Genomic DNA, 14,743 nt, shown 5'->3' with positions numbered 1-14,743 from the left:
GAAGATCAAAAGATCGCAGCCTTCGGCAGCTCCTACATAGGTCTCCTGTAGGAGCTGCCGAAGGCTGCGATTTTTTGATCTGGCTTTATTTGAACACCAACGCTTCTGGCACATCGATATCCCACAACACCCCGGGATCATCCACCGCTACCTCAATCACCCTGCCCTGCTTGAACAACGGCCTGGCACCGCGATCACCGCTCAGCGCCTGTAACCCCGACCCGAAGGAACGCCCGAACCCCACCGGATGGCCAAACTCGCCGTCCTGTACCGGTACGCTCACAGCGTCATCGGCCATCGCCGCCACCACCCGCTCAATACTCGATGGCAAGATAAACGGCATGTCCCCCAGCACGATCAGCCAGCCATCCGCATCCGGGCAAGCCGCAACGCCTGCCGCAATGCTGTCACCCATCCCGCTCGATTCAATCGAGACCACCTCACAGCCATAAGCCTGAGCCATGCGCATCGCCTGCGGCCGTGCTTCAGTGGTCACCAGCACCCGCTTGTCGAGGTTGGCCGGCAGATTCAGCAACACCTGCTCGATCACCGAACGCACCGCGCCATCACGCCCGGTGCAATCGGCCAGCAACTTGTCCTTGTCGGCACCGGCAACCTGGCGAAAGCGACTGCCCTCGCCCGCCGCCAGCACAATCACTGCGATGGATCGACTCATGCGCCCTCCACGACTTTCTTCTGTTTCAACTCGACGCCGTTCTTGATCGCCACAATCTCCGCCAATAACGACAGAGCAATCTCCGCTGGCGAATGACTGCCGATGTGCAGACCGATCGGCCCGTGCAATCGCGCAATGGCGGCTTCTGACAAGCCCAGCTGAGCCAGATTGTCCCGGCGCTTCTGGCTGTTGACCCGCGAACCGAGTGCACCGACATAAAAGGCCGGCGAATCGAGCGCAGTGAGCAACGCCATATCATCCAGACGGGGATCGTGAGTCAGCGCGACGATGGCTGTGCGTTCGTCCGTCTGGATGCTCAACACCGCGTCATCCGGCATACCCGGGACGAACCGTCCGTGGTGCTCTTCCCAGCCATAGACGAACTCGGTACGCGGATCGCAAATCAGCACTTCGAAATCCAGCAGCCGGGCCATGTCCGCCACGTAGCGCGACAACTGCCCGGCACCGATCAACAGCAGACGCCAGCGCGGGCCATAAATGGCGCGCAGGGTCTTGCCGTCGAATGCCAGCACATCGGATTTGCTCGCCGCTGATAGCACCACTTCGCCGGTTTCGATGTTCAGCTCACGGGCGACAATTTCATGCGCCTCACACCGCGCGAGCAATTCGGCGACCCACGCCGGATCAGCGACCCGCTCCTCGGTCAGGCGCAGCGTACCGCCACAGGGCAAGCCAAAACGCGCAGCCTCCTCGCGGGTGATGCCATAGGTAATCAGCTGCACCGGAGGTCCGTCGCTGGCGATGCGCCCGTCGTGCAGACGGGCGATCAAGTCATCCTCGACACAACCGCCCGACACCGAGCCAATCACCACGCCGTCCTCGCGCAACGCGAGCATCGCGCCGGGTGCACGGGGCGCGGTGCCCCAGGTCTGCACCACGCTGAACAGCACCACCCGCTGCCCGGCGCGGCGCCATTCGAGCACGCTGCGCAGAACGTTGAGATCGGCGCCGTCCATCACGCTTGCGCCTTCTGCCAACCCTGCAACTGATAACGCACCGGCAGGTTGCGGATGCGCTGGCCGGTGGCAGCGAAGATGGCGTTACACAGCGCCGGCGCAATCGGTGGCACGCCGGGTTCACCGACACCACCCAACGGCACGTCGCCCGGCGGCGTCACCAAATGCACCGCGATTGCCTTCGGCGCCAGCGACATGCGCGCCACTTCGTACATGTGGAAGTTGTCCTGCTGGACCTTGCCGTCCTTGAAGCTGATTTCACCCAGCACCGCGTTGCCCAGGCCCATCACACAGGCGCCTTCGAACTGCGAGCGGATGCGTTCCGGGTTGATCTGCGGGCCGCAATCGACGGCGATGTCAGCCTTGTGCACGATCAGCGTACCGTCGTCCTTGACCTCGACTTCGATCACCGCCGCCACATAGGTGACGAAGCTGTAATGCACCGCCAGACCCAGACCACGGCCCTTGGGCAACTGACGTCCCCAACCGGCAGCCTTGGCCGCAGTTTCCAGTACCGTGCGCATGCGTCCGGTGTCGATCGGGTAGCGCTCGGGGGATTCGCCGTAGTTCCACTCCTCGCTCAGGGTGCGTGGATCGATCTGCCGATCCGGGCCGAGCAACTTGATCTGATATTTGAGCGGATCGACGCCGGCCTTGTGCGCCAGTTCATCGACAAAACTCTGAATCGCAAACCCGTGAGGAATGTTCGACACCGAGCGATACCAGCCGACGCGGGTATGCACCGTGGCTTCGGGGTTTTCCAGACGCACGTTGGGAATCGCGTAGGCCATGTTGGTAAAGCCCATGCCCAGTTCGAACGCCGCTTCATGGTTCATGCCCGGCGCAAACAGCGCGGTAATGCTCGGCGCCACGGTACGGTGCAGCCAGCCGGACGGCATGCCGTCCTTGCCGACAGCCGCCTTCAAATACTCGGCGGACACTGTGTGGAAATACGAGTTATGGATGTCATCTTCGCGGGTCCATTGCACTCGCACGGCTTTACCGGGGAACTCCTTGGCAAGGATCGCCGCTTCGACGACGAAATCCGGCTTGGATTTACGGCCGAAACCGCCACCGAGCAGCGTGACGTTGAAGGTGACATTGTCGAACGGCAGCCCCAGGCGCTCGGCGATGCGCTCGCGAGTCACCTGCGGCGCCTGGCTCGGCGCCCATGCTTCACACACACCTTTGTCGTAGCGAGCGATGGCGACCATCGGCTCCATCGGTGCCTGCGCCAGATGCGGCAAATAGTAGGAGGCTTCGAGGCTACTGGCAGCGCCGCTCAGTGCCTTGTCGATATCACCGGTGTTGCGCACCACTTTGCCGGGTTTGCGCGACGCCGCTTCCAGCGCTTTGCGGTAAGCGATCGAGTCGTAACTGGCGTTGGGGCCGTCGTCCCATTGGATCTTCAGCGCCTCGCGCCCCTTGATCGCCGCCCAGGTATTGCTGGCAATCACCGCAACGCCGCCCAGCGGCTGGAATTCCGACGGCAGCGGACGGCTTTCGATCTGCATGACCTTCAGCACACCCGGAACCTTCAGCGCGGCGCTGTCATCCAGCGACTTGACCTTGCCGCCGTACACCGCCGGACGGGCGATGGTCGCGTAGAGCATGCCGTCGAAATGCACGTCGGCGCCGTACACCGCGCGCCCGTTGACGATGTCGGCACCGTCGATGGCTTTGGTGCCTTCCTTGCCGATGTAGCGAAACTCCGACGGCTGCTTGAGGCGCAAGCTGTCACGGGCCGGCACCGCCAGCGCACTCGCTGCGGCGGCAAGTTCGCCGTAACCCAGCTCGCGGCCGGACGGTGTGTGCAGCACTTTGTGCAACTGCACATGGCACTCGCCCACCGGCACCTGCCACTGCGCAGCGGCGGCTTGTTCCAGCATGGTCCGGGCCGCCGCGCCGCAACGGCGCATCGGTTCATACCAGTGACGCATGCTGCGTGAACCGTCAGTGTCCTGGTTGCCGAACCGCACTTCATCGCCCGGCGCCTGCTGCACTTTGACCTTGGCCCAATCGGCGTCCAGTTCATCGGCGACCACCATGGTCAGGCTGGTGCGCACACCCTGGCCCATTTCCGAGCGGTTGCAGACCACGGTGACCGTGCCGTCTGCGGCAATGCTCACGTAAACCTTGGGATCGTCGATCCAGCCGTTGGGCATGCCATCAGCGCCAAACTTCTTCGGCGCGTCTTCAGCAAATGCATCCTGCCAGCCCCAGCTCGCGGCCAGCACCAATGCGCCCGTGGCGCCGACGCCTTTGAGAAAACCGCGGCGGCTGAGATTGCTCAGGGCGAAATCATTCGGCAAGCGGCTCATGCCTTGGCCTCCTTCAGGTGAGTGGAAGCCTGACGGATCGCGGTCTTGATCCGGTTATACGTGCCGCACCGGCAAATGTTGCCGACCATTGCCTCTTCGATCTGCTCGTCGCTCGGATTAGGGTTGGTCTTGAGCAATGCGGTGGCAGACATGATCTGCCCGCCCTGACAGAAACCGCACTGCGCCACGGCGCTGTCGAGCCAGGCTTGCTGAACGACTTTCCCGACCGGATCGGCGTGCAGGTTATCGATGGTGCTGACGTTCTGTCCGATCACCGAGCCGATTGGCGTGATGCAACTGCGCGCCGGCAAGCCGTCGATGTGAATGGTGCAGGCACCGCACAGGCCCATGCCGCAGCCGAATTTGGTGCCGTTGTAACCGGCGACATCACGAATAGCCCACAACAGCGGCATGTCTTCCGTGACATCGAGGGAATGGTCTTGACCGTTTAGTTTCAGGGTAATCATGGGCACGCCCGCATATTAGTGGTTATGGGGTCGAGCAGAACTGGCGGTGGTTCACGCAGATCGACTCAGGCTAATGGGCTCTCTTGTGCCGACGCGAACGTCTGCACCGGGCCTTTGGTGGAGCAAATGACGGTTATCGTTAGCTGGCTAAGTTAACCCACCGTTAACAAAAAAGCCCTGCACTTTCGCTCAGTGCAGGGCTTTGGATACCGACTTGAAGCGTAGCCTCAATAACGGTTCGGCTCCATTTCCAGCTCGACATTGAAACGTTCGGCAATATCTTTCTGGATGCGTTGCGCCAGCTCCAGCAATTGCAGGCCGGTGGCGGTGCCGTAGTTGACCAGCACCAGCGCCTGCAATTTATGCACGCCGGCATCGGCCTCGCGGAAACCTTTCCAGCCAGCGCGCTCGATCAACCAGCCGGCGGCCAGTTTCATCTGCCCGTCCGCTTGCGCATAGGCCACCAGATCCGGGTGCTGCGCCTTGATCTGCTCGACCAGTGCGGCCGACACCAGTGGATTCTTGAAGAAACTGCCGGCATTGCCGAGCACCGCCGGGTCCGGCAGTTTTTCGCTGCGGATACTGCAGATTGCGCGGCTGACGTCGCTCGGCGTTGGTTGCTCAATGCCCTGCTCAGTCAGGCGCTGGCGCACCGGGCCGTATTCCAAATGCAGATGCGCGACACGATCAAGCTTGAAGCGCACCCGCAGGATCAGCCAACGTCCTGGCTGCTGCTTGAACAGACTGTCGCGGTAGGCGAAGTTGCACTCCTCCAGGCTGAAGTCGCGCAGTTCGCCGGTCTGGCGGTTCAGCGCGGTCAGCCCGGCGAACACATCCTTGATCTCAACGCCGTAGGCGCCGATGTTCTGCATCGGCGCCGCGCCAACAGTGCCGGGGATCAGGCTGAGGTTTTCCAGACCGGAAAAACCCTGCGCCAGCGTGTGCTGCACGAACGGATGCCACGGCTCGCCGGCTTCGGCTTCGATCACTACACGATTGCCGTCGTCACTGATCAGCCGAATGCCTCGGGTCGCCATGCGCAGCACCAGCGCCGGAATATCTGCAGTCAGCAGCAGGTTGCTGCCGCCGCCGATCACCAGCAACGGCACGTCATGGGCAGTCGCGTAGGCCAGTGCTTCGTGGACGTCGGCGTCGCTGTGCGCCTCGGCGAACAACTGCGCGCGAACGTCGACGCCAAAACTGTTGAACGGTTTCAGCGAAACCTGTGATTGAAGCTGCAAACTCATAACCGGCCCTTCACTTCGATCAACAGTTGGTCACACGCCGCTTCGATCAGGTCCAGCACCTGCTCGAAGCCCTGATCGCCGTCGTAGTACGGATCCGGCACTTCATCGACCACACCGGCGTAACGGCGCAGGAACAGGTCCAGTTCGGCCTTGCCGGTGGACGGTTGCAAGGCCTTGAGGTTGCGCAGATTGCTGTGGTCCATGGCCAGAATCAGGTCGTAACTGGCGAAATCGGCACGGCTGACCTGCTGCGCGCGTTGCGCCGACAGGTCATAACCGCGCACTTTGGCTGCGGCCTGGCTGCGTTTGTCCGGCGGATTGCCGACGTGCCAGTCACCGGTGCCGGCGGAGGCCACTTCGACCTGATCCGCCAGCCCCGCTGCGCGCAGTTTGTGGCGCAACACGCCTTCAGCGGTGGGCGAACGGCAGATGTTGCCCAGGCACACGAACAGAACGCGCATCAGGCCTCCAGCAGGCGACGAACGCGCTCGAGGTCTTCAACGGTGTCGACCCCGGTTGGCGGCGCGATCAACGCATCGGCCACATGAATCCGCACGCCATGCCACAGAGCACGCAGCTGTTCCAGCGATTCAGTGTTTTCCAGCCAGCACGGGCCCCAGCTCACAAAGTCCTGAAGGAAGCCGGCGCGGTAGGCATAAATGCCGATGTGGCGACGGTACGGCACGCCTTCCGGCAACACGTCGCGGCTCTTGGCGAAAGCATCGCGGGCCCACGGCAAGGTGGCGCGACTGAAGGTCAGCGCCAGACCGTTAATGTCGCTGACGACCTTGACTACGTTGGGGTTGAACAGGGTTTCGACGTCTTCGATCGGCTCGGCCAGGGTGGCCATGCGCGCTTCGGTGTGGGCCGCGAGGTTGGCGGCGACCTGATCGATCACGCTTGGCGGGATCAACGGTTCATCGCCTTGCACGTTGACCACGATCGCGTCCGGCGCAAGGTCCAGCTTCGCCGCGACTTCCGCGAGGCGGTCAGTCCCGGAATTGTGATCTTCACGGGTCAGCACCACTTCCGCGCCGAACGCCTTGCAGGCCTCGACGATGCGCGCATCGTCAGTCGCAACCACCACGCGGCTGGCGCTGCTTTTGCTCGCCTGTTCCCAGACGTGCTGAATCATCGGCTTGCCGGCGATATCCAGCAGCGGTTTGCCCGGCAGGCGGGTCGAGGCGTAGCGCGACGGGATGACAACGGTGAAGGCGGTGGTCATTTATCCAGACGCTCGTCGGTGGTCAGGGTGCGCGCTTCGCTTTCGAGCATCACCGGGATGCCGTCGCGGATCGGATAGGCCAGGCCGGCGCCCTTGCTGATCAGTTCGGTCTTGTCGGCGCTGAGCTTGAGCGGGCCTTTGCAGATCGGGCACGCGAGGATATCGAGCAATTTGGTGTCCATGAACATTCCCTGGATAAAGAGTTAAGGCAAAAGACGATTGGGCAACAGGCGCATCAACTGGGTGTCGAACCAGGCCACGAAGGCCGGTGACGGCACGGCATCGACCGCCAGATACCACCAGTCGTCAGCCGCGAAGGCACGGCACTTCACCGCATCCTTCTCGGTCATCACCAACGGCAATGACGGTGTGAAATTCAAGGCCTGCACGCTGTACTCGGCGTGGTCGGCAAACGCATGGGGGATTGCCCGCCAGTCTAGCGCTTCGAGGGTATTGAAGAAACGTTGCGGATTGCCGATCCCGGCCACCGCGTGCACTGATTGACCGGGCGCAAAATGCGCCAGCGGCTGGCGCTCGCCGCTGCGCAGATTGACCAGCGACGTCGGCTGCAGGTGAAAAGCGAAACCCTCTTCACGATCCGCCGTGGCACCGTTGAACAGTACGCCATCGACGCTTTGCAGGCGCTCGATCGGCTCGCGCAACGGGCCTGCCGGCAAGCAACGTTTGTTGCCCAAACCTCGAGCGGCGTCGATCAGCACCAGCTCCAGATCCCGGGCCAAGCGATAATGCTGCATGCCGTCGTCGGAGAGGATCAGGTCCAGTGGTTCACTGGCGAGCAAGGCTTTGACCGCTGCGCTGCGATCAGGGTCGATCATCAGCGGTACGCCGGTGCGCTGCACGATCAACAGCGGCTCGTCGCCGGCGATGTCGGCGCCCTGCTCGGCGGTGACCCGCCATGGCAGTTGCGGCGGTTTGGCGCCGTAACCACGACTGACCACGCCGACGCGCAGGCCGGCACGGCGGCAATGCTCGATCAACCACAGGATCATCGGCGTCTTGCCGGTGCCGCCCACCGTGATGTTGCCGACCACGATCAACGGCACCGGTGGCTGATAGATCGGGCCTTTGCCGTCGAGAAAGCGCTGGCGCTTGTTGACCACCACGCGGCGGTAGAGCATTTCCAGCGGCCGCAGCAGCGTCAGGGCCGGATGTCCCTGATACCACGCGGCGAGCAAACGATCGGACAGGCTCATCAGGATTTGGGCGCCGCCTCGACCGTGGTCATGCGCAGATGGCTGAAACCGAGCTTGCCGGCCGCGTCCATGGCGGTGATCACCGATTGGTGTTGGGTCTTGCCATCAGCGCTGATCGATAACGGCATGTTGGTGTCACCGTTGGCTTCTTTCTGCATGGCTTCCATCAGCGTCGCCAGGTCGTTTTTCGGCAGAATCTTGTTGTTCACCGAAAACACGCCTTCGGCGCTGATCGCGACGTCCAGTTGCTTGAGCTGCTGGTCTTCGGCGGGCGATCCGCTGACTGATTCCGGCAGATCGACGCGTAACTGGGTCTCGCGGGTGAAGGTGGTGGTCACGACGAAAAACAGCAACAGGATGAACACCACGTCGATCAGCGACGCGAGGTTGATGTCGATCGTTTCCCTGGGCTTGCGACGGAATTTCACGCTTTGTCCCCGGCCAGATCGACGTCACGGTCGCCCTGCACCACTTCGACCAGTTTGATCGCTTCCTGCTCCATGCCCACCACCAGCTCATCGATGCGGCGTTGCAGGAAACGGTGGAAGAACACCGACGGAATACCGACCATCAGGCCAGCCGCCGTGGTAATCAGTGCCTTGGAAATACCACCGGCCAATACCGAGGCGTTGGTGGTCATGCCCGAACCGGTGAAGGCGCTGAAAATGTCGATCATGCCCAGTACCGTGCCCAGCAAGCCCAGCAACGGCGACATGGCGGCAATGGTGCCGAGGGCGTTGACGTAGCGTTCGAGCTCGTGAATCACCCGCGCGGCGGCTTCTTCGATGCACTCTTTCATGATCTCGCGACCATGCTTGGAGTTGGCCAGGCCCGCGGCGAGGATTTCACCCAGCGGCGAGTTGGCGCGCAATTCCTTGAGCTTTTCTTTATTGAGCTGCTTGTCCTTGATCCAGACCCAGACCTGGCCCAGCAGATGCTCGGGGGTGACGCGGCTGGCGCGCAGGGTCCACAGGCGCTCGGCGACAATCGCCATGGCCGCGATGGAACTCAGAATGATCGGCAACATCATCCAGCCGCCGGATTTGACCAATTCCCACACAGTGACAGTCCCCTCGAAAAAGTGCGCCACTTTACCATACCGGTTCGCGATTAAGACCCGCTGCCCCGACGACCTGATGCCGCATTCGGCGATCCCGCGATCAGTGGTGATTCAACGCCAGAAACGCCGCTGTTGACGCATCAGCCACGGCGCCTGAAAGCCGCCCAGGCGCAGATGAATGGCGCCGTGCTGCGCGCTGTCGTAGATGCGCAGCCCTTGCTGGCGATAACGCGCCAGCACCAGCGGATGCGGATGCCCGAACGAATTGCCCTGCCCACGGGAGATCAGCACCGAATGCGGCCTCAGAGCCCGAAGCAGTGCCATTGAAGACGAACTGCGGCTGCCATGATGCGGCGCTTGCAGCCAGTGCGTCGGCCGCGCCAACGGACTCTCCAGCAGAGCCCGTTCGGCAGCCGTGTCGATATCGCCGGTCAGCAGCAGACGCTCGCCATTGGCCTCGATCTGCAACACGCAGGAGCGCTGATTGCTGTCATGGGCCGCCGACCACTGCCACAGTTGAAACCGCACCCCGTCCCACTGCCACTGACGTCCGCTTTCACAGGCTTCGGCCCGCAGGATGGCGGGCAGCCCCGGAGGATCGCCGCTGATCACCCGCGTCACTTTCAGGCCCCGCGATACCGCCAGCGCACCACCGGCATGGTCGGCATCGGCATGACTGAGCAGCATCAGGTCGATGCGTTCAACCCCCAGTTTGTGCAGCGCCGGCAACACCACCCGCTTCCCCAGATCGAAATCGCCGAAACGTGGACCGGCGTCGTAGAGCAGCGTGTGATGACGCGTGCGGATCAGGATCGCCAGGCCCTGACCGACATCGAGTTGCCAGATATCAGCCAGTCCCTCGGCCACCCGCTCGCGAGGCGGCGCCAGCAAAATCAACAGCAACGGCCAGCCCAATGGTCGCAATGGCACACCGCGCGGCAACAGCAACAATACAGCCCCGAGACTGCCAATCAACAAGGTCCACCACGGCAGCGACGGTGAGATCCATGCCGGCCAGGCGCCGGCGATCACCGACAAGCCACGAAACAGCCAGTCGATCAAACCACCGGCCAGCCACAACAAGCCTGCACCGACGTAAGGCACCGGCAACAACAGCGTGCCGAGCAGCGCCGGTGGCAGCACCAGCAGACTGACCCACGGCACCGCCAGCAGATTCGCCAAGGGTCCGCTGAGGCTGATCGGCAGGTTCAGCGCCAGCAACACCGGGCACAGGCCCAGCGCAATCAGCCATTGCGCGCGCGTCCAGGTCTGCCACCATGTCCACGCGCCGAGGCGCCCGCCGAAGGTAAAAATCAAAATCCCCACCGCGGCGAACGACAGCCACAAACCGGGACGCAAACTGGCCAACGGATCGAATAACAGCAGCGCATTGAATGCCAGCAACAGCGGCCACCACGCGCCGAGATGGCGAAAGCGCAGGCGCCACAACAACACCAGCCCAACCATCACGCAGGCCCGTTGCACCGGCACATCAAACCCGGCGAGCAAGCCGTAGCCGAGCGCTGCGGCAAACGCCAGCCCACAGGCCCATGGCAGCCAGGGCCAGCGCAGCGGCCACCAGCCGTAGCGCGCCAGCCCGGCGACCAGCAGATACACGACCGCCGCCAACATCCCGATGTGTTGACCGGAAATCACCAGCAGATGCACGGTGCCGGTGTCCTGCAGGATCTGCCAATCCTCGCGACTGAGCCCGGAGCCGTCACCGAGCACCAGCGCCGCCAATGCACCGCCCCGGCCCTGCGTGTCCACTTCAAGCAAGCGCTGGCGAATGCTGTCGCGCCACGCCCAACTGGCCTCGGCCAGGCGCTGACCGTCCTTGATCGTGCCGGTCGCGCCGATGCGTTGCGCCAGTAGCCACGCTTCGTAATCGAACGCATCGGGATTGAGCAGGCCACTCGGGCGCTTGAGCTTCACCGCCAGCCGCCAACGCTCGCCGCTGTTGAGCGGCGGCCCGGCGTGCCACGCCAGACGCATCAACGACGGCAATTTCTCGTGTCGCGAGCGGGCATCGGCGAGCTCAAAGCGCACGACACCCTCGCTGGTTTGCGGCAAGCCGACCACCCGCCCCTCGACCCAACGGGTTTCGCCGTCAAGCGCTGCGGGCAGGCGATCATTCAACGCCGACTGCGCACTGACGCACGCCCAGGTAAAACCGAACAGCAGAAACGCCAGCGGATAGCTGCGAAACGGCAGCAACATCAGCCCCACCAGCGGCAACAACATCATCAACCCGACCGGCGGTAAAACCGGCAAAAAAACGGGTACCAGCAGACCGACTGCCAGCGCCATCATCCCTGTGCGCATAAGCCTGTCCTTGAGGGTTCCTGCGTTAGGCATAGCTGCTGCGAAGGCGGGGCGTCGTCAACAATTGTCACAAAGTCTGAATGGGCGCTTCGTAGAATCCAGACATACTTGCCGCCTTAACCGACCGAGAAGCCTTATGCCCCGGCGCTTATTCAAACGTTACATGCCCGACCCGACGAGCATCAGGGAACACAAATCCTTACGCTTTCTCGGCAAGTTGTTGCATGACCCGAACCTCTGGCACCTCAATCGTCACTCGGTGGCCCGGGCGATGGCCGTCGGCCTGTTCGCCGCGTTCCTGCCGATTCCGGCGCAGATGCTGGTGGCGGCCGCACTGGCGATCACCGTGCGCGGTAACATGCCGATTGCCGTCAGCCTCGTGTGGCTGACCAACCCGATCACCATGCCGGCGGTGTTTTTCTGTACTTATCAGGCCGGAGCCTGGTTGATGAATGTGCCCGCCCGCACCCTGCCCGACTCTTTGACCTGGGAATGGATCAGCGGAGAGCTCTCGACCATGTGGCAGCCGTTTTTGCTGGGGTCGGTGGTATGCGGACTGCTTCTGGGCATCCTCGCCTACTTCACGGTGATGCTGTACTGGCGCTGGTGGGTGGCGCGGCAATGGGCGCGGCGCAAAAAGAACCGCATGCATTGAATGCAAAACGGCCTCCGCAGTGGGAGGCCGTTTACCTTTGTGTTGTCTGCATTCGCGAGCAGGCTCGCTCCCACATTGGATCAGGTCCGCATTCCGCGCCCACTCACCAGCAACCGCGCACAACCGAGGTACAACACCACGGTCGCCACCAGCATGAAGGTGATCGCGATACCGATGCGGATATCCGACACCCCGAGAATGCCGTAGCGGAAGGCGTTGACCATGTGCAGCACCGGATTGGCCAGCGACACGGTCTGCCAGAACGGCGGCAGCAAGGTGATCGAATAGAACACGCCACCGAGGTAGGTCAGCGGCGTCAGCACAAACGTCGGGATGATCGAAATATCATCGAAGTTGCGCGCAAACACCGCGTTGATGAAGCCCAGCAGCGAGAAGATCGTCGCGGTCAGAATCACCACCAACAAGGTCACGCCGAGGTGATGCACCTGCAGATGGGTGAAGAACAGCGACAGGATGGTCACGATCACCCCGACCATCAGACCACGCAGCACGCCGCCGATGGTGTAGCCGATCAGAATGGTGTGCGGCGACACCGGCGAGACCATCAGTTCCTCGATGGAACGCTGAAACTTGCTGCCGAAGAAGCTCGAGACCACGTTGCCGTAGGAGTTGGTAATCACCGACATCATGATCAGCCCCGGCACGATGTACTCCATGTAACTGAAGCCACCCATGCCGCCGATCTGCTTGCCGATCAGGTTACCGAAGATCACGAAATACAGAACCATGGTGATCGCCGGCGGCAGCAGGGTCTGCGGCCAGATCCGGGTAAAACGCCTGACTTCACGGTAAACGATGGTATTGAGGGCGACGAGGTTGGGGCGCAATTCGGAACTCATACCGCCACCTTCGACAGATTTTTCTCCACCAGGGACACGAACAGCTCCTCAAGGCGATTGGTTTTGTTACGCAGGCTCAGCACTTCGATGTTCTGTTGCGCCAACTGAGTGAACAGCGCGGTGATGCCCATGGATTTGTCGACCTGGACCTCCAGCGTATGGCCGTCGAGCAACCGCGCGGGATAGCCGATCAATTGTGGCGCAGCGTGCAAGTCGTTTTTCAGATCCAGCAGGAAGGTCTCGACGTGCAACTGGCCCAGCAGCTGTTTCATGCTGGTGTTCTCGACGATGGTGCCGTGGTCGATGATGCCGATGTTGCGGCACAACTGCTCAGCCTCTTCCAGATAGTGCGTGGTGAGGATGATGGTGATGCCTTTCTGGTTCAGCTCGGTGAGGAACGTCCACATCGAGCGACGCAGTTCGATGTCGACGCCAGCGGTCGGCTCATCGAGGATCAGCAGGCGCGGCTCATGCACCAGGGCGCGGGCAATCATCAGTCGGCGTTTCATGCCGCCGGACAGCGAGCGCGACGGCACATCGCGCTTGTCCCACAGGCCAAGCTGGGTCAGGTACTGCTCGGCGCGCTCCTTGGCGACTTTCGCCGGAATGCCGTAGTAACCGGCCTGGGTCACGACGATGTCGAAGGTCTTTTCGAACTGGTTGAAGTTGAATTCCTGGGGCACCACGCCGATCGAGCGCTTGAGCGCGGCCGGGTTCTTGTCCAGGTCATGACCGAAGATATTCACCGTGCCGCTGGTCTTGTTGACCAGGGTCGAGAGAATGCCGATGGTCGTGGATTTGCCCGCGCCATTGGGGCCGAGCAAGGCGAAAAAGTCACCTTCGGCGACGTCCAGATCGATACCACTCAAGGCCTGGAACCCGTTGCCGTAGGTTTTGGTTAGCTGCCGGATGGACAGAGCGGAACTCATATCGGATTTACGCACCAAGAAGGGAAGAAAAGGAAAGATTGGGCCGGGCGGCGAACAAAACAACCACGGCGCGTGAACGCAATGGTGCTTGCCGCCGCCACACAAGTACAGTCAAGAGTGTCGATAGTTATTATCAAGTCAACGCGGTCATAACCGCTTTCTGATAGGCCGGACGCTGCTTCAACCGTGCGTACCAGGCCTCCAGATGCGGCTGCGCGGCGCGTTCGATGGGCATCTCGAACCAGGCATAAATGAAACTGCCGAGGGGAATATCGCCCATGCCGATTTCGCGGCCGGACAGGTATGGCTGGCTGGCGAGGGCCTGATCGGCCATGGCCAGCAGGGCCGTGCACTCCTTGATTGCGGCGTTGATCGCTGGCCAGTCCTGCTGGTCCGCTGGCGTACGCACCACACCCCAGAACACCGTGCGGAACGGCCCGGCAAAACTCGAGGTGGTCCAGTCCATCCATTTGTCGGCGATGGCCCGGGCTTGCAGGTCTGCCGGAAACCATTGGCTGTTCGGCGCATGTTTGGCCAGCAGGTAACGGACGATCGCATTCGATTCCCACAGCACGAAGCCGTCATCTTCGATCACCGGCACCCGGCCGTTCGGGTTCATCGCCCGGTATTCAGGCGTGTCGACCACCCCGAAAGCGCCACCGGCGTCAATCGCCTCGTAGGCCAGGCCCAGCTCCTCGGCGGCCCACAGTGGCTTCCTGACATTCGATGAGTTTTTCCGTCCCCAGATCTTCAGCATGACCGCCTCTTTTTCAATGCGTGGGCAGGC

The 14,743-nt window shown here is 62.2% G+C and carries 16 protein-coding genes; 1 reads left to right on the top strand and 15 read right to left on the bottom strand.

Annotation, left to right across the window (positions count from 1 at the left end):
* Nucleotides 1-85 precede the first annotated feature (85 nt).
* The 12 genes from ACTJKS_RS01090 to ACTJKS_RS01035 form a co-directional block, all read right to left on the bottom strand.
* Nucleotides 86-676, bottom strand: a complete 591-nt coding sequence (locus ACTJKS_RS01090) for a nucleotidyltransferase family protein (protein WP_108183488.1) — start codon at nt 674-676, stop codon at nt 86-88.
* The gene (locus tag ACTJKS_RS01085; protein ID WP_108183489.1) at nt 673-1,653 is read right to left on the bottom strand and encodes an XdhC family protein; all 981 of its coding nucleotides are present in this window, start codon (nt 1,651-1,653) and stop codon (nt 673-675) included. The genes ACTJKS_RS01090 and ACTJKS_RS01085 overlap by 4 nt, the downstream gene beginning before the upstream one ends.
* Nucleotides 1,653-3,974, bottom strand: coding sequence for a xanthine dehydrogenase family protein molybdopterin-binding subunit (locus ACTJKS_RS01080; protein ID WP_108183490.1), 2,322 nt, complete (start codon nt 3,972-3,974; stop codon nt 1,653-1,655). Before ACTJKS_RS01080 ends, ACTJKS_RS01085 begins: the two co-directional genes overlap by 1 nt.
* On the bottom strand, nt 3,971-4,441 hold the full coding sequence (locus tag ACTJKS_RS01075; protein WP_108183491.1) for a (2Fe-2S)-binding protein: 471 nt from the start codon (nt 4,439-4,441) through the stop codon (nt 3,971-3,973). The genes ACTJKS_RS01080 and ACTJKS_RS01075 overlap by 4 nt, the downstream gene beginning before the upstream one ends.
* A gap of 227 nt (nt 4,442-4,668) precedes the next feature.
* Nucleotides 4,669-5,688, bottom strand: coding sequence for a UDP-N-acetylmuramate dehydrogenase (gene murB / locus ACTJKS_RS01070; protein WP_108183492.1), 1,020 nt, complete (start codon nt 5,686-5,688; stop codon nt 4,669-4,671).
* On the bottom strand, nt 5,685-6,149 hold the full coding sequence (locus ACTJKS_RS01065; RefSeq protein ID WP_041069125.1) for a low molecular weight protein-tyrosine-phosphatase: 465 nt from the start codon (nt 6,147-6,149) through the stop codon (nt 5,685-5,687). Before ACTJKS_RS01065 ends, murB begins: the two co-directional genes overlap by 4 nt.
* On the bottom strand, nt 6,149-6,913 hold the full coding sequence (gene kdsB / locus ACTJKS_RS01060) for a 3-deoxy-manno-octulosonate cytidylyltransferase (protein ID WP_108183493.1): 765 nt from the start codon (nt 6,911-6,913) through the stop codon (nt 6,149-6,151). The genes ACTJKS_RS01065 and kdsB overlap by 1 nt, the downstream gene beginning before the upstream one ends.
* Nucleotides 6,910-7,095 carry a Trm112 family protein gene (locus ACTJKS_RS01055; RefSeq protein ID WP_003174668.1) on the bottom strand — a complete coding sequence of 62 codons (186 nt, stop codon included), beginning with the start codon at nt 7,093-7,095 and terminating at the stop codon, nt 6,910-6,912. The genes kdsB and ACTJKS_RS01055 overlap by 4 nt, the downstream gene beginning before the upstream one ends.
* A 21-nt stretch (nt 7,096-7,116) precedes the next feature.
* Nucleotides 7,117-8,127, bottom strand: a complete 1,011-nt coding sequence (lpxK, locus tag ACTJKS_RS01050; RefSeq protein ID WP_108183494.1) for a tetraacyldisaccharide 4'-kinase — start codon at nt 8,125-8,127, stop codon at nt 7,117-7,119.
* Entirely contained in the window at nt 8,127-8,555 is a 429-nt protein-coding gene (locus tag ACTJKS_RS01045) for an ExbD/TolR family protein (RefSeq protein ID WP_027612340.1), read from the bottom strand. Before ACTJKS_RS01045 ends, lpxK begins: the two co-directional genes overlap by 1 nt.
* Complete coding sequence (locus ACTJKS_RS01040; RefSeq protein WP_003227083.1) at nt 8,552-9,187, bottom strand: MotA/TolQ/ExbB proton channel family protein; 636 nt, start codon at nt 9,185-9,187, stop codon at nt 8,552-8,554. Before ACTJKS_RS01040 ends, ACTJKS_RS01045 begins: the two co-directional genes overlap by 4 nt.
* Before the next feature lie 111 nt (nt 9,188-9,298).
* Nucleotides 9,299-11,512, bottom strand: coding sequence for a DNA internalization-related competence protein ComEC/Rec2 (locus ACTJKS_RS01035; protein ID WP_108183495.1), 2,214 nt, complete (start codon nt 11,510-11,512; stop codon nt 9,299-9,301).
* A gap of 136 nt (nt 11,513-11,648) precedes the next feature.
* Between ACTJKS_RS01035 and ACTJKS_RS01030 the strand changes: the two genes are divergently transcribed.
* On the top strand, nt 11,649-12,167 hold the full coding sequence (locus tag ACTJKS_RS01030) for a DUF2062 domain-containing protein (protein WP_041069099.1): 519 nt from the start codon (nt 11,649-11,651) through the stop codon (nt 12,165-12,167).
* A gap of 80 nt (nt 12,168-12,247) precedes the next feature.
* Here the strand turns inward: ACTJKS_RS01030 and ACTJKS_RS01025 are convergent, their stop codons facing one another.
* From ACTJKS_RS01025 to ACTJKS_RS01015, 3 genes are all read right to left on the bottom strand, one after another.
* Entirely contained in the window at nt 12,248-13,027 is a 780-nt protein-coding gene (locus ACTJKS_RS01025) for an ABC transporter permease (RefSeq protein ID WP_041069097.1), read from the bottom strand.
* On the bottom strand, nt 13,024-13,956 hold the full coding sequence (locus ACTJKS_RS01020; RefSeq protein ID WP_041069096.1) for an ABC transporter ATP-binding protein: 933 nt from the start codon (nt 13,954-13,956) through the stop codon (nt 13,024-13,026). Before ACTJKS_RS01020 ends, ACTJKS_RS01025 begins: the two co-directional genes overlap by 4 nt.
* 133 nt (nt 13,957-14,089) lie before the next feature.
* Nucleotides 14,090-14,713, bottom strand: a complete 624-nt coding sequence (locus ACTJKS_RS01015) for a glutathione S-transferase family protein (protein WP_047295698.1) — start codon at nt 14,711-14,713, stop codon at nt 14,090-14,092.
* Nucleotides 14,714-14,743 lie beyond the last annotated feature (30 nt).

It is taken from the genome of Pseudomonas sp. 22189 (genome assembly GCF_052045635.1).
GTDB lineage: Bacteria > Pseudomonadota > Gammaproteobacteria > Pseudomonadales > Pseudomonadaceae > Aquipseudomonas > Aquipseudomonas parakoreensis.
This window is presented reverse-complemented; position numbering and strand designations above follow the sequence as displayed.

What these genes read in the sequence shown, in the direction of transcription:
- ACTJKS_RS01090 (WP_108183488.1), bottom strand. Translation starts at nt 676, where the DNA reads ATGAGTCGATCCATCGCAGTGATTGTGCTGGCGGCGGGCGAGGGCAGT.
- ACTJKS_RS01085 (WP_108183489.1), bottom strand. Translation starts at nt 1,653, where the DNA reads ATGGACGGCGCCGATCTCAACGTTCTGCGCAGCGTGCTCGAATGGCGC.
- ACTJKS_RS01080 (WP_108183490.1), bottom strand. Translation starts at nt 3,974, where the DNA reads ATGAGCCGCTTGCCGAATGATTTCGCCCTGAGCAATCTCAGCCGCCGC.
- ACTJKS_RS01075 (WP_108183491.1), bottom strand. Translation starts at nt 4,441, where the DNA reads ATGATTACCCTGAAACTAAACGGTCAAGACCATTCCCTCGATGTCACG.
- murB (WP_108183492.1), bottom strand. Translation starts at nt 5,688, where the DNA reads ATGAGTTTGCAGCTTCAATCACAGGTTTCGCTGAAACCGTTCAACAGT.
- ACTJKS_RS01065 (WP_041069125.1), bottom strand. Translation starts at nt 6,149, where the DNA reads ATGCGCGTTCTGTTCGTGTGCCTGGGCAACATCTGCCGTTCGCCCACC.
- kdsB (WP_108183493.1), bottom strand. Translation starts at nt 6,913, where the DNA reads ATGACCACCGCCTTCACCGTTGTCATCCCGTCGCGCTACGCCTCGACC.
- ACTJKS_RS01055 (WP_003174668.1), bottom strand. Translation starts at nt 7,095, where the DNA reads ATGGACACCAAATTGCTCGATATCCTCGCGTGCCCGATCTGCAAAGGC.
- lpxK (WP_108183494.1), bottom strand. Translation starts at nt 8,127, where the DNA reads ATGAGCCTGTCCGATCGTTTGCTCGCCGCGTGGTATCAGGGACATCCG.
- ACTJKS_RS01035 (WP_108183495.1), bottom strand. Translation starts at nt 11,512, where the DNA reads ATGCGCACAGGGATGATGGCGCTGGCAGTCGGTCTGCTGGTACCCGTT.
- ACTJKS_RS01030 (WP_041069099.1), top strand. Translation starts at nt 11,649, where the DNA reads ATGCCCCGGCGCTTATTCAAACGTTACATGCCCGACCCGACGAGCATC.
- ACTJKS_RS01025 (WP_041069097.1), bottom strand. Translation starts at nt 13,027, where the DNA reads ATGAGTTCCGAATTGCGCCCCAACCTCGTCGCCCTCAATACCATCGTT.
- ACTJKS_RS01020 (WP_041069096.1), bottom strand. Translation starts at nt 13,956, where the DNA reads ATGAGTTCCGCTCTGTCCATCCGGCAGCTAACCAAAACCTACGGCAAC.
- ACTJKS_RS01015 (WP_047295698.1), bottom strand. Translation starts at nt 14,713, where the DNA reads ATGCTGAAGATCTGGGGACGGAAAAACTCATCGAATGTCAGGAAGCCA.